The sequence below is a fragment of the Pseudazoarcus sp. NS36 genome, from assembly GCF_059703705.1.
In genome coordinates this window covers 14,224-35,530 of record NZ_BAAKJA010000004.1, presented here as the reverse complement: position 1 = coordinate 35,530, position 21,307 = coordinate 14,224, and the positions used below count along the sequence as shown (strand labels likewise).

The following is a 21,307-nucleotide window of genomic DNA, read 5'->3' as shown; positions in this document are numbered from 1 at the left end:
GGGCCAAGGTGCTCAAAAGGCACCCGGGACGGGGTTACGAACGTCCAAGCCGATAGAATACCGCCTTTGTAACGAAATGAATGCCGCCAAGTGATCCAGTTACGTAACTTACGCCTCGCTCGAGGTGCCAGAGTCCTGTTCGAGAACGCCTCCCTGCAGATTCATCCGGGCTGGCGTGTGGGCCTGACCGGCGCCAACGGCAGCGGCAAATCGAGCCTGTTTGCAATGCTGCGCGGCGAGCTGCATCAGGACCAGGGCGACCTGGAAATTCCGGCCGCCTGGGTGGTGGCCCACGTCGCGCAGGAAACGCCCGCGCTGGCGCGCTCGGCGCTCGACTACGCGCTCGACGGTGATGCCGAACTGCGCAGCATCGAGGCCGCGCTGACCGAAGCAGAAGACGCCCACAACGGTGAGCGTATCGGCGAACTCCATGCACGCCTGGGCGAGATCGACGGCTATGCCGCGCCGGCGCGTGCCGCGGCACTGCTCGACGGCCTCGGCTTCACGCAGGGTGATCTGGCGCGCCCGGTGTCGGATTTCTCGGGCGGCTGGCGCATGCGCCTGAACCTGGCCCAGGCGCTGATGTGTCGTTCCGACCTGCTGCTGCTCGACGAGCCGACCAACCACCTCGACCTCGATGCCGTGATCTGGCTGGAGCAGTGGCTGGCGGCCTATCCCGGCACGCTGGTGCTGATCTCGCACGATCGGGATTTCCTCGACGCCTGCGTCAGCCACGTGCTGCACATCGAGCAGCAGCGCGTCACGCTCTACACCGGCGGCTACTCGGATTTCGAACGCCAGCGAGCCGAGCGTCTTTCGCAGCAGCAGTCGATGTTCGAGCGCCAGCAGCGCGAGATCGCGCACATGGAAGACTACGTGCGCCGCTTCCGCGCCAAGGCCACCAAGGCGCGGCAGGCGCAGAGCCGCATCAAGGCGCTGGAACGCATGGAACGCATCGCCGCAGCCCACGTTGATTCGCCCTTCACCTTCTCCTTCCGTGACGCTCCGCCGGCGCCCGACCCGCTGCTGCAGATCGAGGACGGCGCGGCCGGCTATGGCGACAAGACGGTGCTGTCTGGGCTGAAGCTGCAATTGCGCCCCGGCGAGCGCGTCGGCCTGCTCGGCCGGAATGGCGCGGGCAAATCGACGCTGATCAAGCTGCTCGCCAACCAGCTCACACTGGCTGACGGCACGCGCAGCGAAGGCAAGGGGCTGGTCACCGGCTACTTCGCCCAGCATCAGCTCGAAACCCTGCGGCCGGATGAATCGCCGCTGCAGCACATGCTGCGGCTCGACCCGAGCGTGCGTGAGCAGGATCTGCGTGACTACCTCGGCGGTTTCGACTTCCGCGGCGACGGCGTGGGCGGCACCTCGACGCCGGCCACCGCGCCTTGCGCTCCCTTCTCCGGCGGGGAGAAGACGCGGCTGGCGCTGGCCATCCTGATCTGGGGCCGACCCAACCTGCTGCTGCTCGACGAGCCGACCAACCACCTCGACCTCGAAATGCGTCATGCCCTGACGCTGGCGCTGCAGGATTTCGACGGCGCGATGGTGCTGGTGTCGCACGACCGCGCGCTGCTGCGGGCTACCTGCGACCGCTTCGTGCTGGTCGATGGCGGCGTGGCGCAGGAGTTTGATGGCGATCTGGACGACTACCGCGACTGGCTGGCGGTGCGCCGTGCGGAATCGATCGCAGCCGAGAAATGCCCGGATCAGGCCGCCGACAAGGCCAGCCGCAAGGCGGACCGGGCGCAGGCGGCGGCCGACCGTCAGACACGCCTGGCCGAACGTCGTCCGCTGGTGAAGGAGCGCGACCAGCTCGACCGCAAGCTCGAAGCCTGGAACCGCGAGAAGGCACAGCTCGACGAACGGCTGGCCGATCCGGCGCTGTACGCGGACGCCGATGCGGCCCTGCTGCAAGACCTGCACCGGCGTCAGACCGAACTCGGCTCCCGCATCGAAGAGGCCGAACTGCGCTGGCTGGAGATCGAGGAGCGGCTGGAAGCCATTCCGGCGGATTGACGCCAATGATTGTGTCCCGGCCCCGGATCGCGAAGAATCAGCCCTTCGGCGACACGCTGGAGTGATGCAATGACTTCTCGCTGGGAATGGTTGTGGATGCAGTTCTCGCGCCGGCTGTGGGTGCGTGCGGCACTGATCTCGCTACTGGCCGTCGCCGCCGTCGCGTCAGCCGGCCTGCTGCGCGATTACATCTCCGAGGACTTCGCGGCGCTCATCGGTGCCGGTTCGGTCGACAGCATCCTGTCGATTCTGGCCAGCAGCATGCTGGCCGTCACCACCTTTTCGCTCACCACGATGGTGTCCGCCTACGCCGCTGCGACCAGTCAGGTCACCCCGCGTGCGACCCGGCTGCTGCGCGAGGACACCACGACGCAGAACGTGCTGGCGACCTTCATCGGCAGCTTCCTGTTCTCGCTGCTGGGCATTGTTGCGCTGGCTACGGGGCTGTACGGCGAACAGGGCCGGGTCACGCTGTTCATTTTCACGCTCGGCGTCATCGCGCTCATCGTCGTCACGCTGCTGCGCTGGATCGAGCATCTGTCGGCGTTCGGACGCGTCGACGACACCACACGGCGCGTCGAGTTGGCAGCCACCGAGGCCCTCACCAACTGGGTGAGCACACCCTGCCATGGCGCGCATCTGCTCGAAAGCACGGATGACATTCCGGCGCATGCCCAGCCGCTGCACGACGAGCGCATCGGCTACGTGCAGCACATCGACGTCGGCCTGCTGCAGGCCTGGGCAGAGGAACACGACGGCCAGGTGTTCGTGGTGGCGTTGCCCGGCAGCTACATCGAGCCCACACGCCCCGTAGCCTGGGCGCTGGGCGACGAAGCGCCGAACGGGCTGATCGAAGAAGCCTTCATCATCAGCAACGACCGCTCCTTCTACCAGGACCCGCGCTTCGGCCTCTCCGTACTGGCCGAAATTGCCTCGCGCGCACTCTCCCCGGCGGTGAATGATCCGGCCACGGCCATCGACGTGATCGGCCGTGCCGTGCGCGTCCTGTCCGAGTGCGCCGGCACGGATGGCCGGCCTTGCGGTGAGCCGCAATGTCCGCGCGTGTATCTGCCGACACTGGCAATCGATGATTTTTTCAGCGACGTGTTCGACCCGATCGCGCGCGACGGGGCCTCCCTGATCGAGGTACACATGCGCCTGCAAAAGGCCCTGGCGATGCTGGCCCGCATGGGCGACGAACTGCGCGCGCCGGCGCGGCGCCACGCGGCACTGGCCCTGGCGCACGCCGAAGCCGCGCTGGCACTTGAGCAGGACAAGGAAATCCTGCGGAAGCTCTGCGCACAGGTCGGCGCCGAGCACCCCCACCCTGCGGGCAGGGTGCGAGACTGAGCGGCGGCAGCGCGGTGCTACAATCGCGCGCTGTTTTTGCCCACCACAAAAGGCCTTGCCGTGAAAATCGTCTGTCTCGACCTCGAAGGCGTGCTCGTCCCCGAAATCTGGATCGAATTCGCCGAGCGCACCGGCATCCCGGCGCTGCGCCGTACCACGCGCGACGAGCCGAACTACGACACGCTGATGAAGTACCGCCTCGACATCCTCGCGGAACACGAGCTGGGCCTGCCGCAGATCCAGGAAGTCATCGCTTCCATGGGCCCGATGGACGGCGCGCGCGCCTTCCTCGACCAACTGCGCGAGGACTATCAGGTGGTGATCCTGTCCGACACCTTTTACGAGTTCGCACACCCGCTGATGCGTCAGCTCGGCTGGCCGACGCTGTTCTGCCACAGCCTGGAAGCCGACGACACGGGTCGTCTGGTGAACTACCACCTGCGCATGCCGGACCAGAAGCGCGAAGCGGTGCGTCGCTTCAAGGAGCTGAATTTCACCGTGGTCGCAGCCGGGGATTCCTACAACGACACCGCGATGCTGGGCGAAGCCCACGGCGGCATCCTGTTTCACCCGCCGGAGAACGTCATCCGCGAGTTTCCGCAGTATCCGGTGACCAACACCTACGCTGAACTGCGTGCGGAGATCGACAAGGCTTTCGCGCGCGTCGCCTGATCACGGCGTTGCGGGCGTTCAGGACGGCGGGCGATGCCCGCCGTTTTCTTTTGTAGCGCGCATAAAAAACGGGCACCCGAAGGTGCCCGTAGAGCCGGACTGGCGAGGAGGGGTCCAGTCCGACAGCGCTGTGTGCTGCGTGAATCAGAAGCTCTTGCTGACCGACAGGATGAAGCGGCCATCGGCGGTGCGATTGTCCTTGATGTCGGTATCGGTGTAGTGCAGACCGAAATCGACGCCACCGTAGGACTTGGTCACGCCCAGTTTCCAGTCCTTGTAGTTGTCCTGGCCGGTGATGTTGGAGTAGCCGTAGTGGGCATCCACCGTCAGGCCGTCCATGACTTCGTAGGAGGCCGCCAGGTTGTAGTACTTGGAGTTCTTCGAATCTTCGAAACCGAACAGGTTGGTGAAGGAGTGCGAGTACGTGAAGGTCAGGAACTCCCAGGACAGGCCGATGTAGCCTTCGAGGGTGTGCGGATCATCATTGCCGGCGGACTTGTAGGCATTGCCGTAGTCACCCGGGTAGTAGTACTGCAGCAGGCCGACGTCGATGCCGATCGGACCAATCGAGGTCGCGTAACCACCATACAGGTTGGTTTCGAGGCTGTTGTTGGTGCCCAGATCCAGGTCGTTCAGCCAGGACACGTTAGAGGCCCAGAAGCCGAGGTAGAAGCCGCTGTCGTGTTCCCAGTCGAGACCGCCCTGAATGGCCGGACGCTGATCGGTCTGGCTGATACCGCGGAAGGCGTAGTCAGACACGATGCTGAGGTTGGCCGAAATCGGCAGCTCACCTTCGGCCATGGCGACGTTGGCACCGACGAACGGGGTTGCGGCCAGAACAGCAGCTGCGATGAGAGTTTTCTTCATGTGTACTTCTCCTGTTAAAAGGTGGGGCGTTCTGCAATGACTAGCTAGCAGGTAGCGTGCCAGATTCAAAAAATCGTAATAAAAGCTTTAAAAACGGCTATTTGCAGCAGCAACCTGTTTCGCCTGAACACGTCGCTCGCAAAGGGCTGACGTTTCCGGTGCTGAAGCCGGCACCAACGCACCAATAATGTGCATTGACGTTCATTCCGTGCCGCTCAGACCTGTCGCGTGCAAGAAAAAGAGGCGCCCGCAGGCGCCTCCGTACTCGCGCGGCTTACGCGCTTACTTGCTGACAAACTCGGGGTAGGCTTCCTGGCCGCACTCGGCGAGGTCGACCCCTTCGTACTCTTCTTCTTCGGTGACGCGGATGCCCATCACTGCCTTGAGCACGCCCCACACGATCAGGCTGCAACCGAAGACCCACACGAAGATGGTCAGGGCGCCGACGATTTGACCGAAGAAGGTCACGTCGCCGTTGGTGACCGGCACCAGCAGCAGGCCGAGCAGGCCGCACACACCGTGCACCGAGATCGCACCGACCGGATCGTCGATCTTGAAGACGCGGTCCAGCGTGGTGATCGAGAGCACAACCAGCACACCACCGGCAGCGCCGAACAGCGTGGCGAGCAGCGGGGTCGGGGTGGAGGGTTCAGCCGTGATGGTGACCAGACCAGCCAGTGCGCCGTTGAGCAGCATGGTCAAGTCAGCTTTGCCGAACATCATCTTGGACACGATGATCGCGGCAATCGCGCCACCGGCAGCGGCCGTGTTGGTGTTCAGGAACACCATCGCAACAGCGTTGGCACTGCTGATGTCGCCAAGCTTGAGCACCGAACCACCGTTGAAGCCGAACCAGCCCATCCACAGGATCAGCGTGCCGAGCGTGGCGAGCGGCAGGTTGGCACCCGGAATCGCGCGCGGTTCGCCGTTCGGGCCGTACTTGCCCTTACGTGCGCCGAGCAGGATCACACCCGCCAGGGCAGCCGCTGCGCCAGCCATGTGGACGATGCCGGAGCCGGCGAAGTCGGAGAAGCCGAGGTCACCCAGGTTGTACATGCCGAACACGTCGTCGCCGTTCCACGTCCAGGCGCCTTCCATCGGGTAGATGAAGCCGGTCATGACCACTGCGAAGGCCAGGAAGGCCCACAGCTTCATGCGCTCGGCCACCGCACCGGAAACGATGGACATGGCGGTTGCCACGAACACGACCTGGAAGAAGAAGTCCGAAGCGCCGGAATAGACCGAGTCGCCGGTGAAGTCGGCCTGCTCGACCATCGCGCCCAGCGCGTCCTCGACCAGCGTTTCACCGCCTTCGATGCCGGACAGGAAGATGCCGCCGCCGTACATGATGGCGTAGCCGCAGACGAGGTACATGACGCAGCTGATGGAGAACAGCGCGACGTTCTTGGTCAGGATCTCGGCGGTGTTCTTGCCGCGCACCAGACCGGCTTCGAGCATCGAAAAGCCGGCGGCCATCCACATCACCAGCGCGCCGCACACCAGGAAGTAGAAGGTGTCCATTGCGTACTGCAGGTGGAAGACGTTGGTCATCACGTCCGCCATGGTCGGCTCCTGGGCCAGCGCGGGGGCGGCGACGCCGGCCGCGGCAAGCGCGAGAAGGGTTTTGAACGATGTTTTCATGTGTAGGCTCCCTTGCTTACAGTGCGTCGGTGCCGGTTTCGCCGGTCCGGATACGAATGACTTGTTCGACGTCGAACACGAAGATCTTTCCGTCGCCGATCTTGCCGGTGGCGGCGGACTTCTCGATGGTCTCGATCACCTGCTCGGCCATGTCCGAACGGATGGCGACATCGATCTTCACTTTCGGGAGGAAATCCACCACGTACTCAGCGCCGCGGTAGAGTTCGGTATGGCCCTTCTGGCGGCCGAAGCCTTTGACTTCGGTCACGGTAATGCCCTGTACGCCGATGGCGGAGAGGGCTTCGCGCACTTCGTCGAGCTTGAAGGGCTTGATGATTGCTGTGATGAACTTCATGGTCATGGGAATCTCCTGTCATCGGGTGCTGCGAGTGTTGTCGGGGCTTGCATGTCACTTCCTCACGCAGTCGTTAGCTGGCAGAAGGCCATTTGCACGTTCCATGCCAGATTTTGAAACATGATATTTTTCAGCGGCTTGAACCAATCCAAACGCACCACTCCGGAATTCCCTGTGCATTAGCGATGCACAAAAGCAGTGAGTCGCACGGTTTTGGTGCATCCGCCCGCTTCCGGCGCCCGGCGGGGTGTCGGAGCCGGTGCTAAACTGGCTACCTGAATTGAAACCACGCGGAGTACGACATGAACCAGCCCCCACGCTTTCTGGACGAAATCGGTGCGAAGCTGGCCGAGCTGGCCGCCCACAGCCCGGTCGGTGACATCGAGAAGAATGCGCGCGCCCTGCTCGGCAGCGCCTTCAACAAACTCGATCTGGTGACACGCGAGGAATTCGATATCCAGCGCGACGTGCTGGCGCAGACACGTCAGCGCCTGGCCGATCTGGAACACCGTGTTGCCGAGCTGGAAGCGGCGCGCAAGGTCGTGGACCCGGATGCCTGACGCGCAGCCCGGTACCTTCGGGAAGAAGAACATCCGCCCGCAATAGGGGTGCGATGGGCCAGTCCGCCGTCTGCGCGGGGCTCATGCACCCCCACAGGAGCGCTTCATGAACTGGATCAAATCAGGATTGGCCGCAGCCTGCATCGTCCTCGCAGGCCTTGCCGGCGCAGCCGACAAGCACAAGGTCGTGTATCACATCAACGGCGGCGAAGCCGGTCAGCAATATGCGGCACTGGGCAATGTGCTGAACCACATCAACGCGGTCGGTGACGGTAACGTTGAGGTCAAGGTGGTCATGCACGGCGACGGTCTGTCGCTGCTGCTGTATCCGGAGGATCGTGAGCGGACCAAGATGAAGAGCGCCAATGCCGACGAGAAGATGCAGGCGCGCATCGCCGGTCTCAAGCAGAAAGGCGTGCAGTTCCAGGTCTGCGCAAACACGCTCAAGGGTCGCGAGATCGAGCTCGAGAACCTGTACGACGTGCGCCAGGAGGATGTGATCCCGTCCGGCGTAGCGCAACTGAGCATTCTGCAAACGCAGGGCTTCACCTACATCAAGCCCTGACGTCTCCCGTAGTGCTCGTCTCAGCCGGCCTCTTGCGAGGCCGGTTTGCTTTGCAGGTAGGCAAGCATCACGTCGACTGCGTGCTGTCGCCGCTCCGCCAGCCAGACCGGATCGGCCAGATCCTTCTCAAAGATGGTCGACAGCGTGTAGCGGTTCGAAATGTGGGTGAGCGCCAGCGACAGGATCGACACATACAGCTGCAGCGGGTCGACGTCCGAACGAAACAGGCCGGCCCGCTCGCCGCGCTCCAGCGTCTCGCGGATCATGCCGACCAGCGGCGTGCTTTGCTGCGCGACCTTGCCCGACTTCTTCAGCATGCGACCGCCAAGCAGATTCTCGTTGCGCACCAGCGCGATGAATTCCGGGTGGTTCGCCATGTGGTCGAACGTGAATTCGACCAGCGCACGCATGCCGGCAACCGGCTCCAGATGCGTGAAATTGAGCTCGCGCTCCTTCGAGCGCAGATCTTCGTAGATGTGCTCGAGCACCGTCAGGTACAGACCTTCCTTGTCGCCGAAGTAGTGATAGGCCATGCGGATGTTGCAGCCGGCGCTGCGCACGATGCGCTCCATTCGCGCGCCGTCGTAACCGCGTTCGCAGAACTCCTCGGTGGCGGCCTGCAGCAGGCGCTCACGCGTCTCGCCGGCATTGCGGCGCGCGCGCGGGGCCGGCTTGCGGGGCTTGGCGGAGGTTTCAGTCATCTGCGCTTCCTGTAGGTGCCCGGATTCTAGCGGCTCACAGCCCCAGTGCGATGCCGTCGCTGCGCGGATCGTGCGCACCGCTGAAACCGTCCGGTTCGATGCGGATGACGCCGGGGTGACCAGCCAGCGGGCTCTGTGCCGGCAGCGGGCTGATCTCATGGCCACGGTGGGCCAGCTCGTCGAACACCGCGGCACCGGCATCCTCTTCCAGCTTGAGCGTGTCGCGGCTGTCAGAGAAGGTACGCCCGAGCAGGAAGCGCGGGCGCGCCAGCGCGCTCAAGGGGTCGAGCCCGTAATCGATCAGGCGCGTCAGGATAGCCGCCAGCGTCTGCGGCTGCCCGTCCGCACCCTGCGTGCCATAGAGCAGGCGCGGGCGGCCGTTCTCCAGATACATGCCGGGGTTGAGCGTGTGGAAGGGTCGCTTGCCGGGCGCCAGCACGTTCGGATGCGCCGGGTCGAGGCTGAAAGCCGCGCCGCGGTTGTGCCACAACATGCCGGTGTCGCCCACCATGACGCCGCTGCCCCAGTCGTAATACACCGTCTGCAGCATCGACACGGCGTTGCCGAAACGGTCCGCGGCGGCGAGAAAAACCGTGTCGCCATGGCGGAACGCATGCGGCCAGGCGCGCGCGCGCGCCGGATCGATGGACGCAGCCGAGGCCGCAAGATGCCCGGCGGACAGCAGACGTTCTGTCGGTACGTCGTGAAAGTCCGGATCGGCCAGGTGCAGGTTGCGGTCGATGAAGGCCAGCTTCACCGCCTCGACCAGCAGGTGATAGTGATCGGCACTGCCCTCGGCGACCGCCGCGAGATCGAAGCGGTCGAGGATGCCCATGATCTCCAGCGTGGTCATGCCCTGTGTGGGCGGGCGGTGCGCAATCAGCTCCCCGCCGCGGTAGGGCACGCGCAGCGGGGTCTCCAGGCGTGCTGAGGTCGCAGCCAGATCGTCAGCGTCGAGCGGTGAGCCGGCGGCCGCCAGCCCGGCCGCGATCCGCGCGGCAAGGTGCCCTTCGTAGAAGTCACGGTGGCCGTGCTCGGCGATCAGGCCCAGCGACGCGGCCAGCTCGGGCTGGCGCACAAGGGTGCCAGCATCCGGCACAGCGCCATCGCGCAGAAACCGCGTGGCAACGCCACTCAGCACATCCATCTCGGCCGCGCGGAAGTCGAGCCAGAAACGTTGTGACGGCGTGATCGGGAAGCCATCGCGCGCGAGACGGATCGCCGGCTCCAGCAGCGCGCCCCACTCCATGCTTCCGCCGCAATCGTCGCGCGACAGGGCATGAGCCTTGCCCCAGGTGTCGACGGTGGCCGCGCTGGTGAGCATCGACGCAGGGCCGCGTACCGGGATGGTCCCGTCGTAGGCCGGAAACCGGCGCGCGGCCTGACCGATGCCGGACAGAGTGCGCACGCGCCCGGATGCATCCGAGATGATCATGAAGGCGTCACCGCCGAGACCGGTGAAGTGCGGATAGGTCACGGTCAGACAGGCGCCCATTGCGATGGCCGCCTCGATGGCATTGCCGCCATCGCGCAGCACGGCCAGCCCCGCCTCGGTCGCCAGCGTATGCGGGCTGGTAACCATGCCTGCGTGCGAGCGCGCCAGCACGCCGCGCCCCGCGGCTTCGGTCGTAGTCGTCGGTTTCAAGTACCTCTCCTCGTTTGGCCTGCGCAGCTCATCCGCCATACACGGTGTTGGGCAGCCACATGCTGATGGCGGGCAGATAGGTGAGCAGGATCAGCGCAACAATTGCGATGCCGATGAACGGCAGCGACCCTCGCACCGCCTGCAGATAAGTCACCCCGCCCAGCGAACTGGCCACGAACAGGTTCAGGCCGAAGGGCGGCGTGAACATGCCGATCGCCCCATTGACGGTCAGCACCGCGCCCAGGTGCACCGGATCGATGCCGACCTGGATGCCGATGGTGTAGAACAGCGGCGCAAGAATCACCATGATCGAAGCGGCATCGAGGAACATGCCGACGATCAGCACCGTGACGTTAATCAACAGGAAGATGTGATACGGGTTCTCGGACAGCGACAACACGGCGTTGGCCACCGCGACGGCCAGTCCGTTGCTGGTCAGGAACCACGCCAGCACGGATGCCGCAGCGAGGATGATCATCACCTGTGCGGTGGTCGTGGCCGAGTCGATCATCGTGCGGAACAGCTCGCCGAGCGACTTCTCGCGGTAGATCAGGGCCGACACCAGCAGCGCATACACCACCGACACGGCCGCAGCCTCGGTCGGTGTGAACACACCGCCATAGATGCCGCCGAGCACGACCACCGGTACGCCCAGGCCCCAGGCTGCATCCTTCAGGCCCAGCCACAACTCGCGCAGCGTCGGCGGTGTCATCGGTTTGACGCCGTCGCGTTTGGCGCGCCATACGCAGTAGGGCAGAAAGCATGCGGCGTAGAGCAGGCCCGCACCGATGCCTGCCATGAACAGCGCGCCCACCGACACGCCGGTGACTGCGGCATAGACGATCATGACAATCGACGGCGGAATGATGATGCCCAGCGAACCTGAGGCGATGATCACGCCGATCGAGAACGGGCCGGAGTAGCCGTCGCGACGCATGGCCGGATACAACAGGCCACCGACCGCCACTACCGTCGCCGGGCTGGAACCCGAGATGGCGCCGAAGAACATGCTCGACGACACCGCGGTGATGCTCAGGCCGCCGGTGAAGCGCCCGACCAGCAGATTGGCAAAATGCACGATGCGTTGTGACAGCCCGCCGACACTCATCAGACTGCCGGTGAGGATGAAGAACGGAATCGCCATCAGCGAAAACTTGTCGAGACCCGCGAACAGGCGCTCGATGACGATGGCCAGCGGCACATGGCTGCCGGTACCCATGGCGGTCATGACCGAACCGGACAGGGCGATGAAGATCGGCGCGCCCAGGATCAGCAGCACGACGAGAAGAATCAGGAAAGTCGTGACCATGGCATCACCCGATCTGTTCGAGGTGGGCCGCTTCCTGCTCGCGACCGAGCAGACTGCGGAAGAATTGCTGCGTGAAACGCACACCCATCAGGGTGGCGCCGACCGGGATCGCGAGTTGTACCAGCCACATCGGCATCTGCAGCGCCGGGCTGACCTGACCGAAGGCGCGCGTCTGCGTGACCAGCTCAACGCCGTAGAACACCAGAAAACCGCAGAAGGCCACGGCAATCACATGAATCAGCAGGTCGATGGCCTTGGCGATGCCGGGCGGACTGAACTTGATCAGCAGGTCCACCCCGATATGGATGCCCTGCCGCGCCGCGACACTGGCGCCCAGGAAAACCATCCATACGATCTGGTAACGCACCAGTTCTTCAGCCCAGGCAAAGCCGGCATTGAAGGCATAGCGTGCAACGACGTTCGAAAAGAGGATCACCGAGGCGGTCAGGATGAGCACGCCGATCAGCACTTCCTCGGAACGCGACACGAGAAGGTCGAGTTTCCGCATTGGAAGACTCCGGTAGAAGATCAGGAAGGTGCGGGGCCAGCAGTGCGCCAGCCCCGCGGAAGGATCAGCGCGCAGCCGTGATGGATTGCTTGAAGGCATCCATCAGATCGGTCCCGATCTGAGCGGCAAACTTGTCATGCACCGGCGCGGTAGCCTCGCGGAAAGCCGCCAGTTGCTTGTCGTCGAGCGCGCTCACACGCGTACCGCTCTTCTTGATGGTATCGACGTAACCAGCCTCGCGGCGGGCGGTCTCTTCACGCTGGAAGGCGGTCATCTCGCGTGCGGCATCCATCAGCAGCTTCTGGTGCTCGGGCTTCTGCGCATCGAACCAGCGCTTGCTGAACAGGAAGGCGTAGGCCAGATAGGCGTGGTTGCTGATCACCACATCCGACTGCACCTCGTAGAACTTCATCTTGGTAATCGACACCAGCGGGTTCTCCTGGCAGTCGACAACCCCCTGCTGCAGCGCGTTGTAGGTCTCGCCAAAGGCGATTGGCACCGGGTTGGCCCCCATGGCGCGGAACTGCTCCATGATGATCGGGCTTTGCATCACGCGCACCTTGCGGCCCTTGAAGTCATCCGGACCGGACACTTCGCGGTCACACGTGAATTGCTTGAAACCGCTCTCCCAGAAGGTCGCACCCTTGAGCCCGACCTTCTCTACCGTGGCAAGCAAGCGGTCGCCTGCTGCGCCATCGAGCACCTTGTGCGCGATGGCCGGAGACGGAAACAGGAAAGGCAGGTCGACGATCTGCATCGCCGGCACGAAGTTCGACAGCTTGGCGGTCGGGATAATGGCCGACTCCAGCGCGCCGAACTGCATCTGCTGGGTCGCCTCAACGTCATCGCCGAGCGCGTTGTTCGGGAACAGCTTGACCGTGATCGCGCCGCCGCTGCGCTCTTCCACCGCAGCCTTGAACTTCTCGGCGGCGAGGTGTTGCGCGCTGTCTTCGGGCAGGTCATGGTGGAACTTCATCGAAACCTGCGCCATGGCACCACCGGCATGAACCAGCGCGGCGAGCGCAAGACCGCCGACAAGTGCCTTGAGTTTGCTGTGTTCGAACTGCTTGCTCATCTTCATCTCCTGGACGAATGGTTGGGATCAGGATGCCTGTTACGGTCTTGCAATGTTTGCAAGTAATAGATTACTTACCATTCTGGCGAAGTCAACGAACACGTGTTGCGGGACAGCCGGAGAGGGTTCCAGACAGGCTACTGAAGGTGGTTCAGCGGGGAGCGTGACGCTCGATCAGCTCGATTCGCTCGGGGGTCGGCGGATGAGTGGACAGATAACTGCTGCTGCCGTGCTCCGGATCGAGGCGCGACAGGATGTCGCCCAGGCGTTGGGGCGCAATGCCGCTGTCGCTCAGCACACGCACCGCATACAGATCCGCCTCGCGCTCGAAATCACGCGAGTAGCCCATCTCGGTGAGGATCACCGGAATTGACGCCGCCAGCGCCGGCACCGACGAGACATCACCAAAGACCAGCAGGGTCAGCAAGGAAAGCGCCGAGGCCTGCACCGCGCGCCGCAGCGCGTGGCGCCCCGCGACGTGCCCTATCTCGTGGGCCAGGATGGCGACGAGTTCCTCGTCGTGCTGCGCCATCGCCACCAACTGATCGGTCATGATGACCGCGCCGCCCGGCAGCGCCAGCGCGTTGGCGCCGAAGCTGTTCTCGGCATCGCGGAAACTGACCTGAATGCCCAGATCTGGCGCGTGGCGTTCGATCAGCGGCGCAAAGACTGCCTGCAGACGATCCTGCTCGGCTGCCTCAAGACGACTGGGTTCAAAGGCACTGCGGTCAAGGACGTCCAGCGCCAGGCGCTGCGCTTCCTGCCCGACCGAGGCCGGCAACTGGAAAGCCACATGCCGAGCGGCCGCCGGCACGCCCCAGACGATGCTTCCGAACACCACCGCGACCGTCACGACCAGCGCCAGACACACGAACCGCCAATGCGATTCAAGGCGATTCACCCAGCCCTGCCCCGAACGAGCGCGCCGGCCCAGCAGGGCATCGACGCCGTCGTTGTCGTCCGTGGTGAAGCTGCCGCCGCCGGGAAAAACAAGATGACGCGGTGTGCGCCCGAGGCGGGCACTGACGCTCACATTGTCGGGCGCCACAGGCTCGACGAGCGCATGACCATCGGTGCTCACGACGAACAGGCGACCTTCTTCGAGTCTCAGTTGTACGGCATCTGCACGTGCCTGCCGGCCATCGCTGAAATGCCCGGAAACCTGCATCAGAAGCCGACTCCGATGTCGAACAGTTCGCCCATCTCGCCGCCGGTGGCATTCACGTCCGGATCCTGACTGGCGGCAAAGTCATCCAGGCTGCCGTCGGCGATCACACGGGTGTGTTCAGCCGCATAGCGTGCACTGCGCACCTTGGCCCACGGGTAGAACAAGCCCAGCGTGAACACCATGCCGAGCGTGTTGACCAGGACGAGCCGTGCATAGGAGCCAAACCGGTAGTCCGCCTCGAAACGATGCATGCCAAGGCGGCTGTTATTGAACCGATAGTTGGTCATCCAGGCAACAAACAGGACAAAGGCCAGAAAGTAGCCAAGCAACGGCGGCACCATGCCGAAGGCGGCCAACACCAGCCCCAGCATGCCGGGGTCGCTGCCAGCGCTCGTTCCGACCAGCGCCGGCGTCACCACACCGAGAAACAGCCCCGCGACAAAAGCGCCCACCAGCAATACGCCGAGACACGCGCCGAAAATCACGTAGATGCCTTTCACGCTGCCGTCGAAGCCGAAGCGGGTGTCGCCGAAACGGCTTCCCTCGATGGCATAGGTCACCTGCCTTCGCACCACGTAGGGCATCAGCAAGCCGAGCGTCAGTGCGCCGGCAATAGGCCACAGCAACCAGTTTCCATAGGCATCCCCGAGACTGCCGTCGAAGCCGAAACGCACACCGCGCCAGGCGCTGTTGTGGTTACGGAAGCGCAGGCTGCTGTGGATGATCCACGGCATCAAGGCCATCAGCACGACCACCGCCAGAATGCCCAGCAAGGGCGAAAACTGGTCGGACACCATGTACAGCACGAATAGCGCAAAGGCGATCAGTCGCCCCTTGAGAATGCGGATCGGGTCGGCCAGATATTCGAAGCTCGACCCCGCCAGACGGGTGTTGCCATAGAAATAACGCTCGGTGCGCACCTTGGCCCATGCCGAATAGATGCCGAGCGTCAGGATGCTCAACACGATGTTGACGATCCAGATGCGGAAGAACTCGCCTCCTGCGCCGTGGAACTCGAAGGGCACGATGCCGCCTGCGTCGTTGTCCGCTCCACTCGCCGCGGGTGCAGTCGGGGCTGCCGGCGGCGTGGCACGCGGCGGAGCCATGGCGTCTTCGATGCGCAAGGCCACGGCCATGCCGATGGCGTTGAGGCGGGCGCAGTAGCGCACAGCATCGTCCTCACTCAGCCCATGCCGCAACACGACGGACTGGCCGCTGAAGACACGCGCCCCCTGCTTGTCGTTGAGCCCGAGCAATTCGATGACACGTGCCTTGACGGCCTCCGCATCGAAGCCGTCTCGAATGCCTCCGTCGTAGGTAAGGCTGAAAGTCGATTGAGACATCGGCTTCTCCAGATGAATGCGATGCGGAATAGGGGTCAATGCCGGGCGCGGCAATTGCCTCGAATCATATCAGCAGCGCATCCCGCAGGAGCGCCAAATAAATCACCCTGTCATTGCAAAAGCGACCGCTACAATGCGCCGGTCAAGCGACGGGAGATCTGCATGTCTTTGGCATTGGTGAGGACGCGCGCGCTGTCCGGTCTGGAAGCGCCTGAAGTAACGGTGGAAGTGCATTTGGCCAATGGTCTGCCGGCCTTCAATCTGGTCGGCCTGCCTGACGCCGAAGTGCGTGAAGCGCGCGACCGCGTGCGCGCCGCGCTGACCGTATCGCAGTTCGAATTTCCGCAGCGTCGCATCACCGTGAACCTCGCTCCGGCCGATCTGCCCAAGGAGGGCGGATTGTTCGACCTGCCCATTGCCGTCGGCATTCTGGCGGCCTCCGGTCAGATCGATGCCGCTGCGTTGGAAGAACACGAGTTTGTCGGCGAGCTGTCGCTCAACGGAGCCCTCAGAGCGATACGCGGCGCGCTGGCCATTGCGCTGGCCACCATCGCAGACGGCCGGGCATTGGTCGTGCCATCGGCCAACGCCGACGAGGCCGCGCTGGCCGATGGCGTGCGGGTTCTGCCCGCAAGCAATCTGCTGGCCGTGTGCGCACATCTGAATGCCCATACGCCGATCGCCCCGCACCCGCGCACGCTCGTCAACACCCCGCCAGCCATCGCGGATCTGGCAGACGTCAAAGGGCAACTGCGCGCGCGGCGTGCGCTCGAAGTCGTCGCTGCGGGCGGACACTCAATGCTCACGTTGTAAACATAAGACCCAAATATCTTAGGAACTAGATAGGCTAGACCGCCGAGTCTGCTTCGGGCGTGATGAGGCCGGCTTACTGAGCCTCTAGACCGGGAACAGCGGTAGGTCGTCTAGCAACGACTGCGCGGAATCTCGGGGGTTTAACGCCAAGTAAAGCGCGTCGACGGCCTTGGTAGGAGTACCACCTCGAATTAAGGAGATTAGGGATGCCGCTCGATAGTGCCCCTCAACATCGGCCCCTTCGAAGGAGTTTAGGTGCGCGTAGAACCGGAAAGCGGCACCCCGGAGGACGACCTCGATCAGGTACTTGAGGATGTTCGCTTCGAAGAGGGGCTGGTAAAGGCGGTCACTTCGGGTCGTACGTTTAACGGCAACAGCGAACAGAAATCCCGCGCCGTCGATAGAGTTCTCTAGAAGGCGATGCGCCTCCTCCAGTAAGTTCAGATTGGGGCCGTTCAGGTTCTCAACATCACTCATGAATCGTTGAAGTTGCGGAGGCAGAGGGTGAGGGAGGCGGACACCCACGATATCCGGCGACGAGAGTCCAAGCTCCATGTCGCGCAGCTTCAGGGCATGTTCGAAAGCCTGAATGTTTCCCCTAACCTCCGCCTTAAAAAGGCGTGTGGCATCGTAGCCGCGAGGGAGCTTAACGATAGCGACCTTACGCGTTGGGGTTGCTACCGCGTCTAGTGGGCAACTGAACACGCTCGAATCCCAAAAACCCGAATCCATGAACCTGTTCCAGGCAGCCGCGGCGTTCCAAAAAGCGCCAGCCTCCAGTAGCTCAAAGACATCCCCCTCGACTTTAGCGATTGCTGCGCTCTTAACGTCGAAGTCGGCGCCGAACTCATGCCGTCCCGCAAGCTCTGCGTTAAGCCGAAACTGATCGAGATAGGCGGAGTACGGGCGAGAAGGGTCTGGATCATTGTCAGTCCCCGGCATGAACTCACCGAAACTACAGTTCATTGCTGCCTGTTGGCGAAAACGGAAGAGCGTCCGTCTGCCTCGGACTGGATTGCTCCTCCTGTCCTCAAAGCACTTACCGTGAGGGCACTGGCTACACAATTCCTCGTGCGCGAATTGAAACGGCATTAAGGCTCCTGTCGGGTCGCGACTTCACGAGCTGTTGCGAACACCACATCGAGATCAACCCCCAGACCACGAGCAATCCGTTGCATGACATCAAGCGTAGGGTTCCTAACCCCGCGCTCAACCCCGCTTATGTATGTCCGATCAATACCTGAGCGATCAGCTAGCTCCTCCTGACTGAGACGAAGAAGCTCCCTGTGCCGCCGTACCGCCGGACCGAAGTAGTCTGATAGGTCCATGGCAGAAAGCTAAATAGTTGATGACTATTGATCCACGGACGATGAGTCACAATTTGAGGAAACTGTAGAAGAAGAGTCACTATTGTTTGACTGGTTGAGAATCGTTCCGTAGACTCTAGTTGTCTAGTAGTCACGTCAATCCGCCGGTCCCTATGCCTACAAGCCGCTTACCCTCTGCTGTCTCGCTTTTCTCCGGGTGTGGGGGGTTCTGCGAGGGCATTGAGTCCTCCGGGATGGAGGTTCGCGCAGCCGTTGAGCTGGACAAGTTCGCCAGTCAGACGTATCGGCACAACTTCCCCCGAACGCCCCTCTTTGATCGCGATGTGCATGAGTTTCTTGCGGAGGACAGCGGGCACGAAGAGCTGTACCGCTTAGCTGACATTGACTTGGTATTTGGTGGGCCGCCGTGCCAAGGCTTTAGCCAAATCGGAACGCGGCGCCTAGATGATGAGCGGAACGAACTCTATAAACAGTACACGCGTGTTGTCTCAACCCTGCGGCCCCGGATGTTCTTCATGGAGAACGTCCCGAACTTAGCCTTAATGAATAAGGGGCACTTCAAGAATCTCATTCTTAAAGAGTTCGCGGCTATTGGCTACAGCAACACAGTGATGCTTCGTCTGCTGGCGTCTGACTACGGGGTTCCGCAAACGCGTCAGCGGGTTATCTTCGTCGGGACAAGGGATGAGGACGATTTTCCCTTTGACATGGCTCAATTTGCAGAAGAAGCATTGCAATGCCAAAGGGTAAAGCGGCCGGTGACCGTTCATGAGGCGCTTTGCGACCTCCCTTGCGATGTGGTGCATAGCGGCGAAACGTTGCCGTACCCTAAGGCGTCTAGGCCGAACGCGTTTCTTAAGGACATGAGGCTTGATTGCGACGGGGACCGCTACACCAAAGCCATGAAGAAACGGCGCGGTATCGCAGTGTCTGGGGAGCTACTCCACAATCACCATACGAAGGAAATCCAAGAGCGCCGGGCGCATCTCATTTCCATGCTTCGTCCGGGCATGAAGGCAGACAGCCTCCCGAAAGAGATTTGGAATAACAAGAGACCAGAGAAGTGGAGGCGCCTCCATCCAGACCTTCCCTCGCATACGATCTTGGCGCAGATGCATCGCGACCTCAGCGAATGGATTCATCCGAGCCTCAACCGATGGATCACTGTACGGGAGGCTGCAAGGCTGCAGTCGTTCCATGACGGCTTCGTCTTCGTAGGTAGCGAGTGGCAGCAGTTGAAGCAAATTGGCAACGCTGTCCCACCTGTACTCGCCTTTGCCCTCGGAAAGCTCGCGCAGAAAGTCCTGGGGGTCTTAGACCAGAAGAGCACTGGAGACGCGGAAGACGCCGGCCCCGCCAATGCCAGCAATCCGAGGCTCTTGGCGGAAGAATCCTCTCCTTAAAACGCCTGTTCCGCGCCACTTAGAAATTTTCACCGCAAATTTGCGAGCGACCTCTCTCGAAGGGGTTTACAGGCTGCTTCCCCCGCTGCCGCCCTTTGCGATGAGCTTTAAGTGTGACGGGGGCACCTCCTCCCTACCCCACCAACCTCGCGCCTCCTAGTCAGCAACTATGCCTGCACCTAAATCTCGGCAATCCAGAGGCCGTGCGCACGAAGTGATTGTGTACGCAGGATTTGGCTTCTTCATCGGCTTGATCTTGAACATGTTTGTTTCGGAGCTGATAGGCGAAGAACTCCGCTTCTCAATTGGGGTCTGCGCCGCTGCTTGCACAGGATACTTTGCGGTCTACTCCACATCTCCCGGCAGATGGGAGCTACCGACCACGGGAGAGAAAGGGGCTCGCTACACCATCGAGTCCGCCCATCGGGTGCCGCTTGCTGGTGATGCCGTCGTTCTCTTTGAAGTGACCGCTCCCGATACCACACGGAATACCCTCGCCGTTTCCCGTGCGCATCTAGACGACTCCCATGTGGCGTTGCTTCTGTCGAATGGGGACCAATACCTTGTTCGCATCAGTGACATACGCCATTAGCAATGGCTACGCTGACAGCTAGTCGATAGGATCAAAAGGTAACCCTTGTGGGCCATCCTCGGAGCCTACCCATCAGCATGGATCATTACTGTTGATTTTTACTGAGCCACCCTTCATGATGTGAGCCACAGTTAATGAGCCACACAATCAAGGGGAGGCAAGGCCATGTCAGCAACCGTCGCATACGTCCGCGTCAGCACAGACGATCAAACCACAGAGAATCAACGGAGAGCCATAGAGGCCCGCTACAAGGTCGCCAAGTGGTTTGTTGAGGATGGCGTATCAGGAGCCGTTCCAGCCGCTCAGAGGCCCGCTATGAAGGCGCTGCTTGAGTATGTCCGTGAAGGTGACGCACTCGTGGTGACTGCTGTTGATCGCCTCGGGAGGAACACCATTGATGTTCTGACAACTGTCGAGAGCCTTCAGCGCAAAGGCGTGTCTGTTGTGTCGATGCGCGAAGGGTTTGACCTGGGGACGCCGATTGGCAAGGCGATGCTGGCGATGCTAGCCGCTGTGGCTGAACTTGAGCGAGACAACATCAAAGTCCGCCAGCTAGCAGGGATCGAGCGCGCGAGGGCCGAAGGGAAGAACCTAGGGCGAGAGAAGACGATTGACGATGAAGCTGTGGTGACATGGAGACGTGATAACGAAGCCAGCATCAAGGCTACAGCGGAACACTTCGGTATCTCGACGGCTTCAGTCAAGCGTGCATGTCAGGCTGTGAAGGTGGCTGCATGAGGTTTCCAAGGCCACACGAGTTAGATAACGCCTTCGCCATCGTGTTCATCATCTTCAGCGCGGTGATGATAGTGTTGCACTGGTAAGAGATGGCTTTGTGGCTTGAATACAGCCTCGTGGTGACGATGTAATGGGTCAGGGCATACCGATGCCTACCTAAGACTCTTCAGACGCTCTACGAGGCTGAAATCGCTTCCTGCTAATCCTGACACTATTCGTAATCCTGACAAGGTAGAGGATCATCACCATCAGCCTGAATCCCCGACGCAGCAAGGCTTTCGAGATACCACACAGTTATGGGGTAGAGAGAAGATGAAGATAAGACTTCAGTTAAGACTTATCTTAAGACTTCAGATAAGACTTCTCTCTTGTAGTTATTAAGTAGTTATTAAGACTACATCCTTAGATGTCTTCAGAGACTTCAGATTGTCTTCAGTGAATCTAAGGTAGGTTGCAGGTGTTCAACCTCCTCCCATCCTCACCCCGTTAAAACCCGTAGGTCTTCACCCTGTGTAGCGTTGCTGCTCTCAGGGGCATGGTTATCCATGTCTGACCTGCGGGTTTTTTTGCTTGTTTCACGGAGTTGTTTCACGAGCGTATGAGGTGATCTGTATTTTCGATATTACTTCATATATTTCAATTAGCTATCCAC

At 61.8% G+C, this 21,307-nt stretch carries 19 protein-coding genes and 1 pseudogene; 8 read left to right on the top strand and 12 right to left on the bottom strand.

The features are described 5' to 3' along the window. Window positions 1-90: 90 nt before the first annotated feature. The 3 genes from AC6H0R_RS07250 to thrH all read left to right on the top strand — a co-directional run bounded on the left by AC6H0R_RS07250 (window position 91) and on the right by thrH (window position 4,044). Window positions 91-2,022 (top strand): ATP-binding cassette domain-containing protein, encoded by a 1,932-nt coding sequence (locus tag AC6H0R_RS07250; RefSeq protein ID WP_497580685.1) that lies wholly within the window; start codon window positions 91-93, stop codon window positions 2,020-2,022. Between the two features lie 69 nt (window positions 2,023-2,091). Then, the gene (locus AC6H0R_RS07245) at window positions 2,092-3,372 is read left to right on the top strand and encodes a DUF2254 domain-containing protein (RefSeq protein ID WP_497580684.1); all 1,281 of its coding nucleotides are present in this window, start codon (window positions 2,092-2,094) and stop codon (window positions 3,370-3,372) included. A 60-nt stretch (window positions 3,373-3,432) separates the two neighbouring features. Further along, entirely contained in the window at window positions 3,433-4,044 is a 612-nt protein-coding gene (thrH, locus tag AC6H0R_RS07240; protein ID WP_497580683.1) for a bifunctional phosphoserine phosphatase/homoserine phosphotransferase ThrH, read from the top strand. Between the two features lie 144 nt (window positions 4,045-4,188). On the opposite strand, the gene AC6H0R_RS07235 is transcribed toward thrH, so the two are convergent. From AC6H0R_RS07235 to glnK, 3 genes are all read right to left on the bottom strand, one after another. After that, a complete protein-coding gene (locus tag AC6H0R_RS07235) occupies window positions 4,189-4,911 on the bottom strand; it encodes a TorF family putative porin (RefSeq protein ID WP_497580682.1) in 723 nt (240 codons plus the stop codon). A gap of 282 nt (window positions 4,912-5,193) precedes the next feature. Beyond that, window positions 5,194-6,552 carry an ammonium transporter gene (locus AC6H0R_RS07230; protein ID WP_497580681.1) on the bottom strand — a complete coding sequence of 453 codons (1,359 nt, stop codon included), beginning with the start codon at window positions 6,550-6,552 and terminating at the stop codon, window positions 5,194-5,196. 16 nt (window positions 6,553-6,568) lie between these two features. Continuing rightward, window positions 6,569-6,907 (bottom strand): P-II family nitrogen regulator, encoded by a 339-nt coding sequence (gene glnK / locus AC6H0R_RS07225; protein ID WP_497580972.1) that lies wholly within the window; start codon window positions 6,905-6,907, stop codon window positions 6,569-6,571. 302 nt (window positions 6,908-7,209) lie between these two features. On the opposite strand from glnK, the gene AC6H0R_RS07220 reads away from it, so the two are divergent. Further along, complete coding sequence (locus tag AC6H0R_RS07220; protein ID WP_497580680.1) at window positions 7,210-7,467, top strand: accessory factor UbiK family protein; 258 nt, start codon at window positions 7,210-7,212, stop codon at window positions 7,465-7,467. A gap of 106 nt (window positions 7,468-7,573) precedes the next feature. Further along, the gene (locus AC6H0R_RS07215) at window positions 7,574-8,032 is read left to right on the top strand and encodes a DsrE family protein (RefSeq protein WP_497580679.1); all 459 of its coding nucleotides are present in this window, start codon (window positions 7,574-7,576) and stop codon (window positions 8,030-8,032) included. A 20-nt stretch (window positions 8,033-8,052) separates the two neighbouring features. Here AC6H0R_RS07215 and AC6H0R_RS07210 read toward each other — a convergent pair whose 3' ends face one another. The 7 genes from AC6H0R_RS07210 to AC6H0R_RS07180 all read right to left on the bottom strand — a co-directional run bounded on the left by AC6H0R_RS07210 (window position 8,053) and on the right by AC6H0R_RS07180 (window position 15,781). Next, window positions 8,053-8,733 (bottom strand): TetR family transcriptional regulator, encoded by a 681-nt coding sequence (locus tag AC6H0R_RS07210; RefSeq protein ID WP_497580678.1) that lies wholly within the window; start codon window positions 8,731-8,733, stop codon window positions 8,053-8,055. A 34-nt stretch (window positions 8,734-8,767) separates the two neighbouring features. Next, window positions 8,768-10,378: a gamma-glutamyltransferase family protein gene (locus tag AC6H0R_RS07205; RefSeq protein WP_497580677.1), complete on the bottom strand. Its 1,611-nt coding sequence runs from the start codon at window positions 10,376-10,378 to the stop codon at window positions 8,768-8,770. Between the two features lie 28 nt (window positions 10,379-10,406). Beyond that, window positions 10,407-11,687, bottom strand: coding sequence for a TRAP transporter large permease (locus tag AC6H0R_RS07200; protein ID WP_497580676.1), 1,281 nt, complete (start codon window positions 11,685-11,687; stop codon window positions 10,407-10,409). A 4-nt stretch (window positions 11,688-11,691) separates the two neighbouring features. Then, the gene (locus AC6H0R_RS07195; protein WP_497580675.1) at window positions 11,692-12,195 is read right to left on the bottom strand and encodes a TRAP transporter small permease; all 504 of its coding nucleotides are present in this window, start codon (window positions 12,193-12,195) and stop codon (window positions 11,692-11,694) included. A 64-nt stretch (window positions 12,196-12,259) separates the two neighbouring features. Continuing rightward, a complete protein-coding gene (locus tag AC6H0R_RS07190; protein WP_497580674.1) occupies window positions 12,260-13,270 on the bottom strand; it encodes a TRAP transporter substrate-binding protein in 1,011 nt (336 codons plus the stop codon). A 151-nt stretch (window positions 13,271-13,421) separates the two neighbouring features. Then, complete coding sequence (locus tag AC6H0R_RS07185; protein WP_497580673.1) at window positions 13,422-14,438, bottom strand: M48 family metallopeptidase; 1,017 nt, start codon at window positions 14,436-14,438, stop codon at window positions 13,422-13,424. After that, complete coding sequence (locus AC6H0R_RS07180; protein ID WP_497580672.1) at window positions 14,438-15,781, bottom strand: YjgN family protein; 1,344 nt, start codon at window positions 15,779-15,781, stop codon at window positions 14,438-14,440. The genes AC6H0R_RS07185 and AC6H0R_RS07180 overlap by 1 nt, the downstream gene beginning before the upstream one ends. A 162-nt stretch (window positions 15,782-15,943) precedes the next feature. On the opposite strand from AC6H0R_RS07180, the pseudogene AC6H0R_RS07175 reads away from it, so the two are divergent. Then, a pseudogene (locus AC6H0R_RS07175) lies at window positions 15,944-16,585 on the top strand (magnesium chelatase domain-containing protein); the annotation flags it as partial. A gap of 93 nt (window positions 16,586-16,678) precedes the next feature. Here the strand turns inward: AC6H0R_RS07175 and AC6H0R_RS07170 are convergent. Continuing rightward, complete coding sequence (locus AC6H0R_RS07170; RefSeq protein WP_497580671.1) at window positions 16,679-17,536, bottom strand: Cfr10I/Bse634I family restriction endonuclease; 858 nt, start codon at window positions 17,534-17,536, stop codon at window positions 16,679-16,681. A 149-nt stretch (window positions 17,537-17,685) separates the two neighbouring features. Continuing rightward, window positions 17,686-17,922: a helix-turn-helix domain-containing protein gene (locus AC6H0R_RS07165; RefSeq protein ID WP_497580670.1), complete on the bottom strand. Its 237-nt coding sequence runs from the start codon at window positions 17,920-17,922 to the stop codon at window positions 17,686-17,688. Between the two features lie 152 nt (window positions 17,923-18,074). Between AC6H0R_RS07165 and AC6H0R_RS07160 the strand changes: the two genes are divergently transcribed. Together AC6H0R_RS07160 and AC6H0R_RS07155 are read left to right on the top strand one after the other, a co-directional pair. Continuing rightward, the gene (locus AC6H0R_RS07160) at window positions 18,075-19,325 is read left to right on the top strand and encodes a DNA cytosine methyltransferase (RefSeq protein ID WP_497580669.1); all 1,251 of its coding nucleotides are present in this window, start codon (window positions 18,075-18,077) and stop codon (window positions 19,323-19,325) included. A gap of 757 nt (window positions 19,326-20,082) precedes the next feature. Further along, complete coding sequence (locus tag AC6H0R_RS07155) at window positions 20,083-20,655, top strand: recombinase family protein (RefSeq protein WP_497580668.1); 573 nt, start codon at window positions 20,083-20,085, stop codon at window positions 20,653-20,655. The last annotated feature ends 652 nt before the right edge of the window (window positions 20,656-21,307 follow it).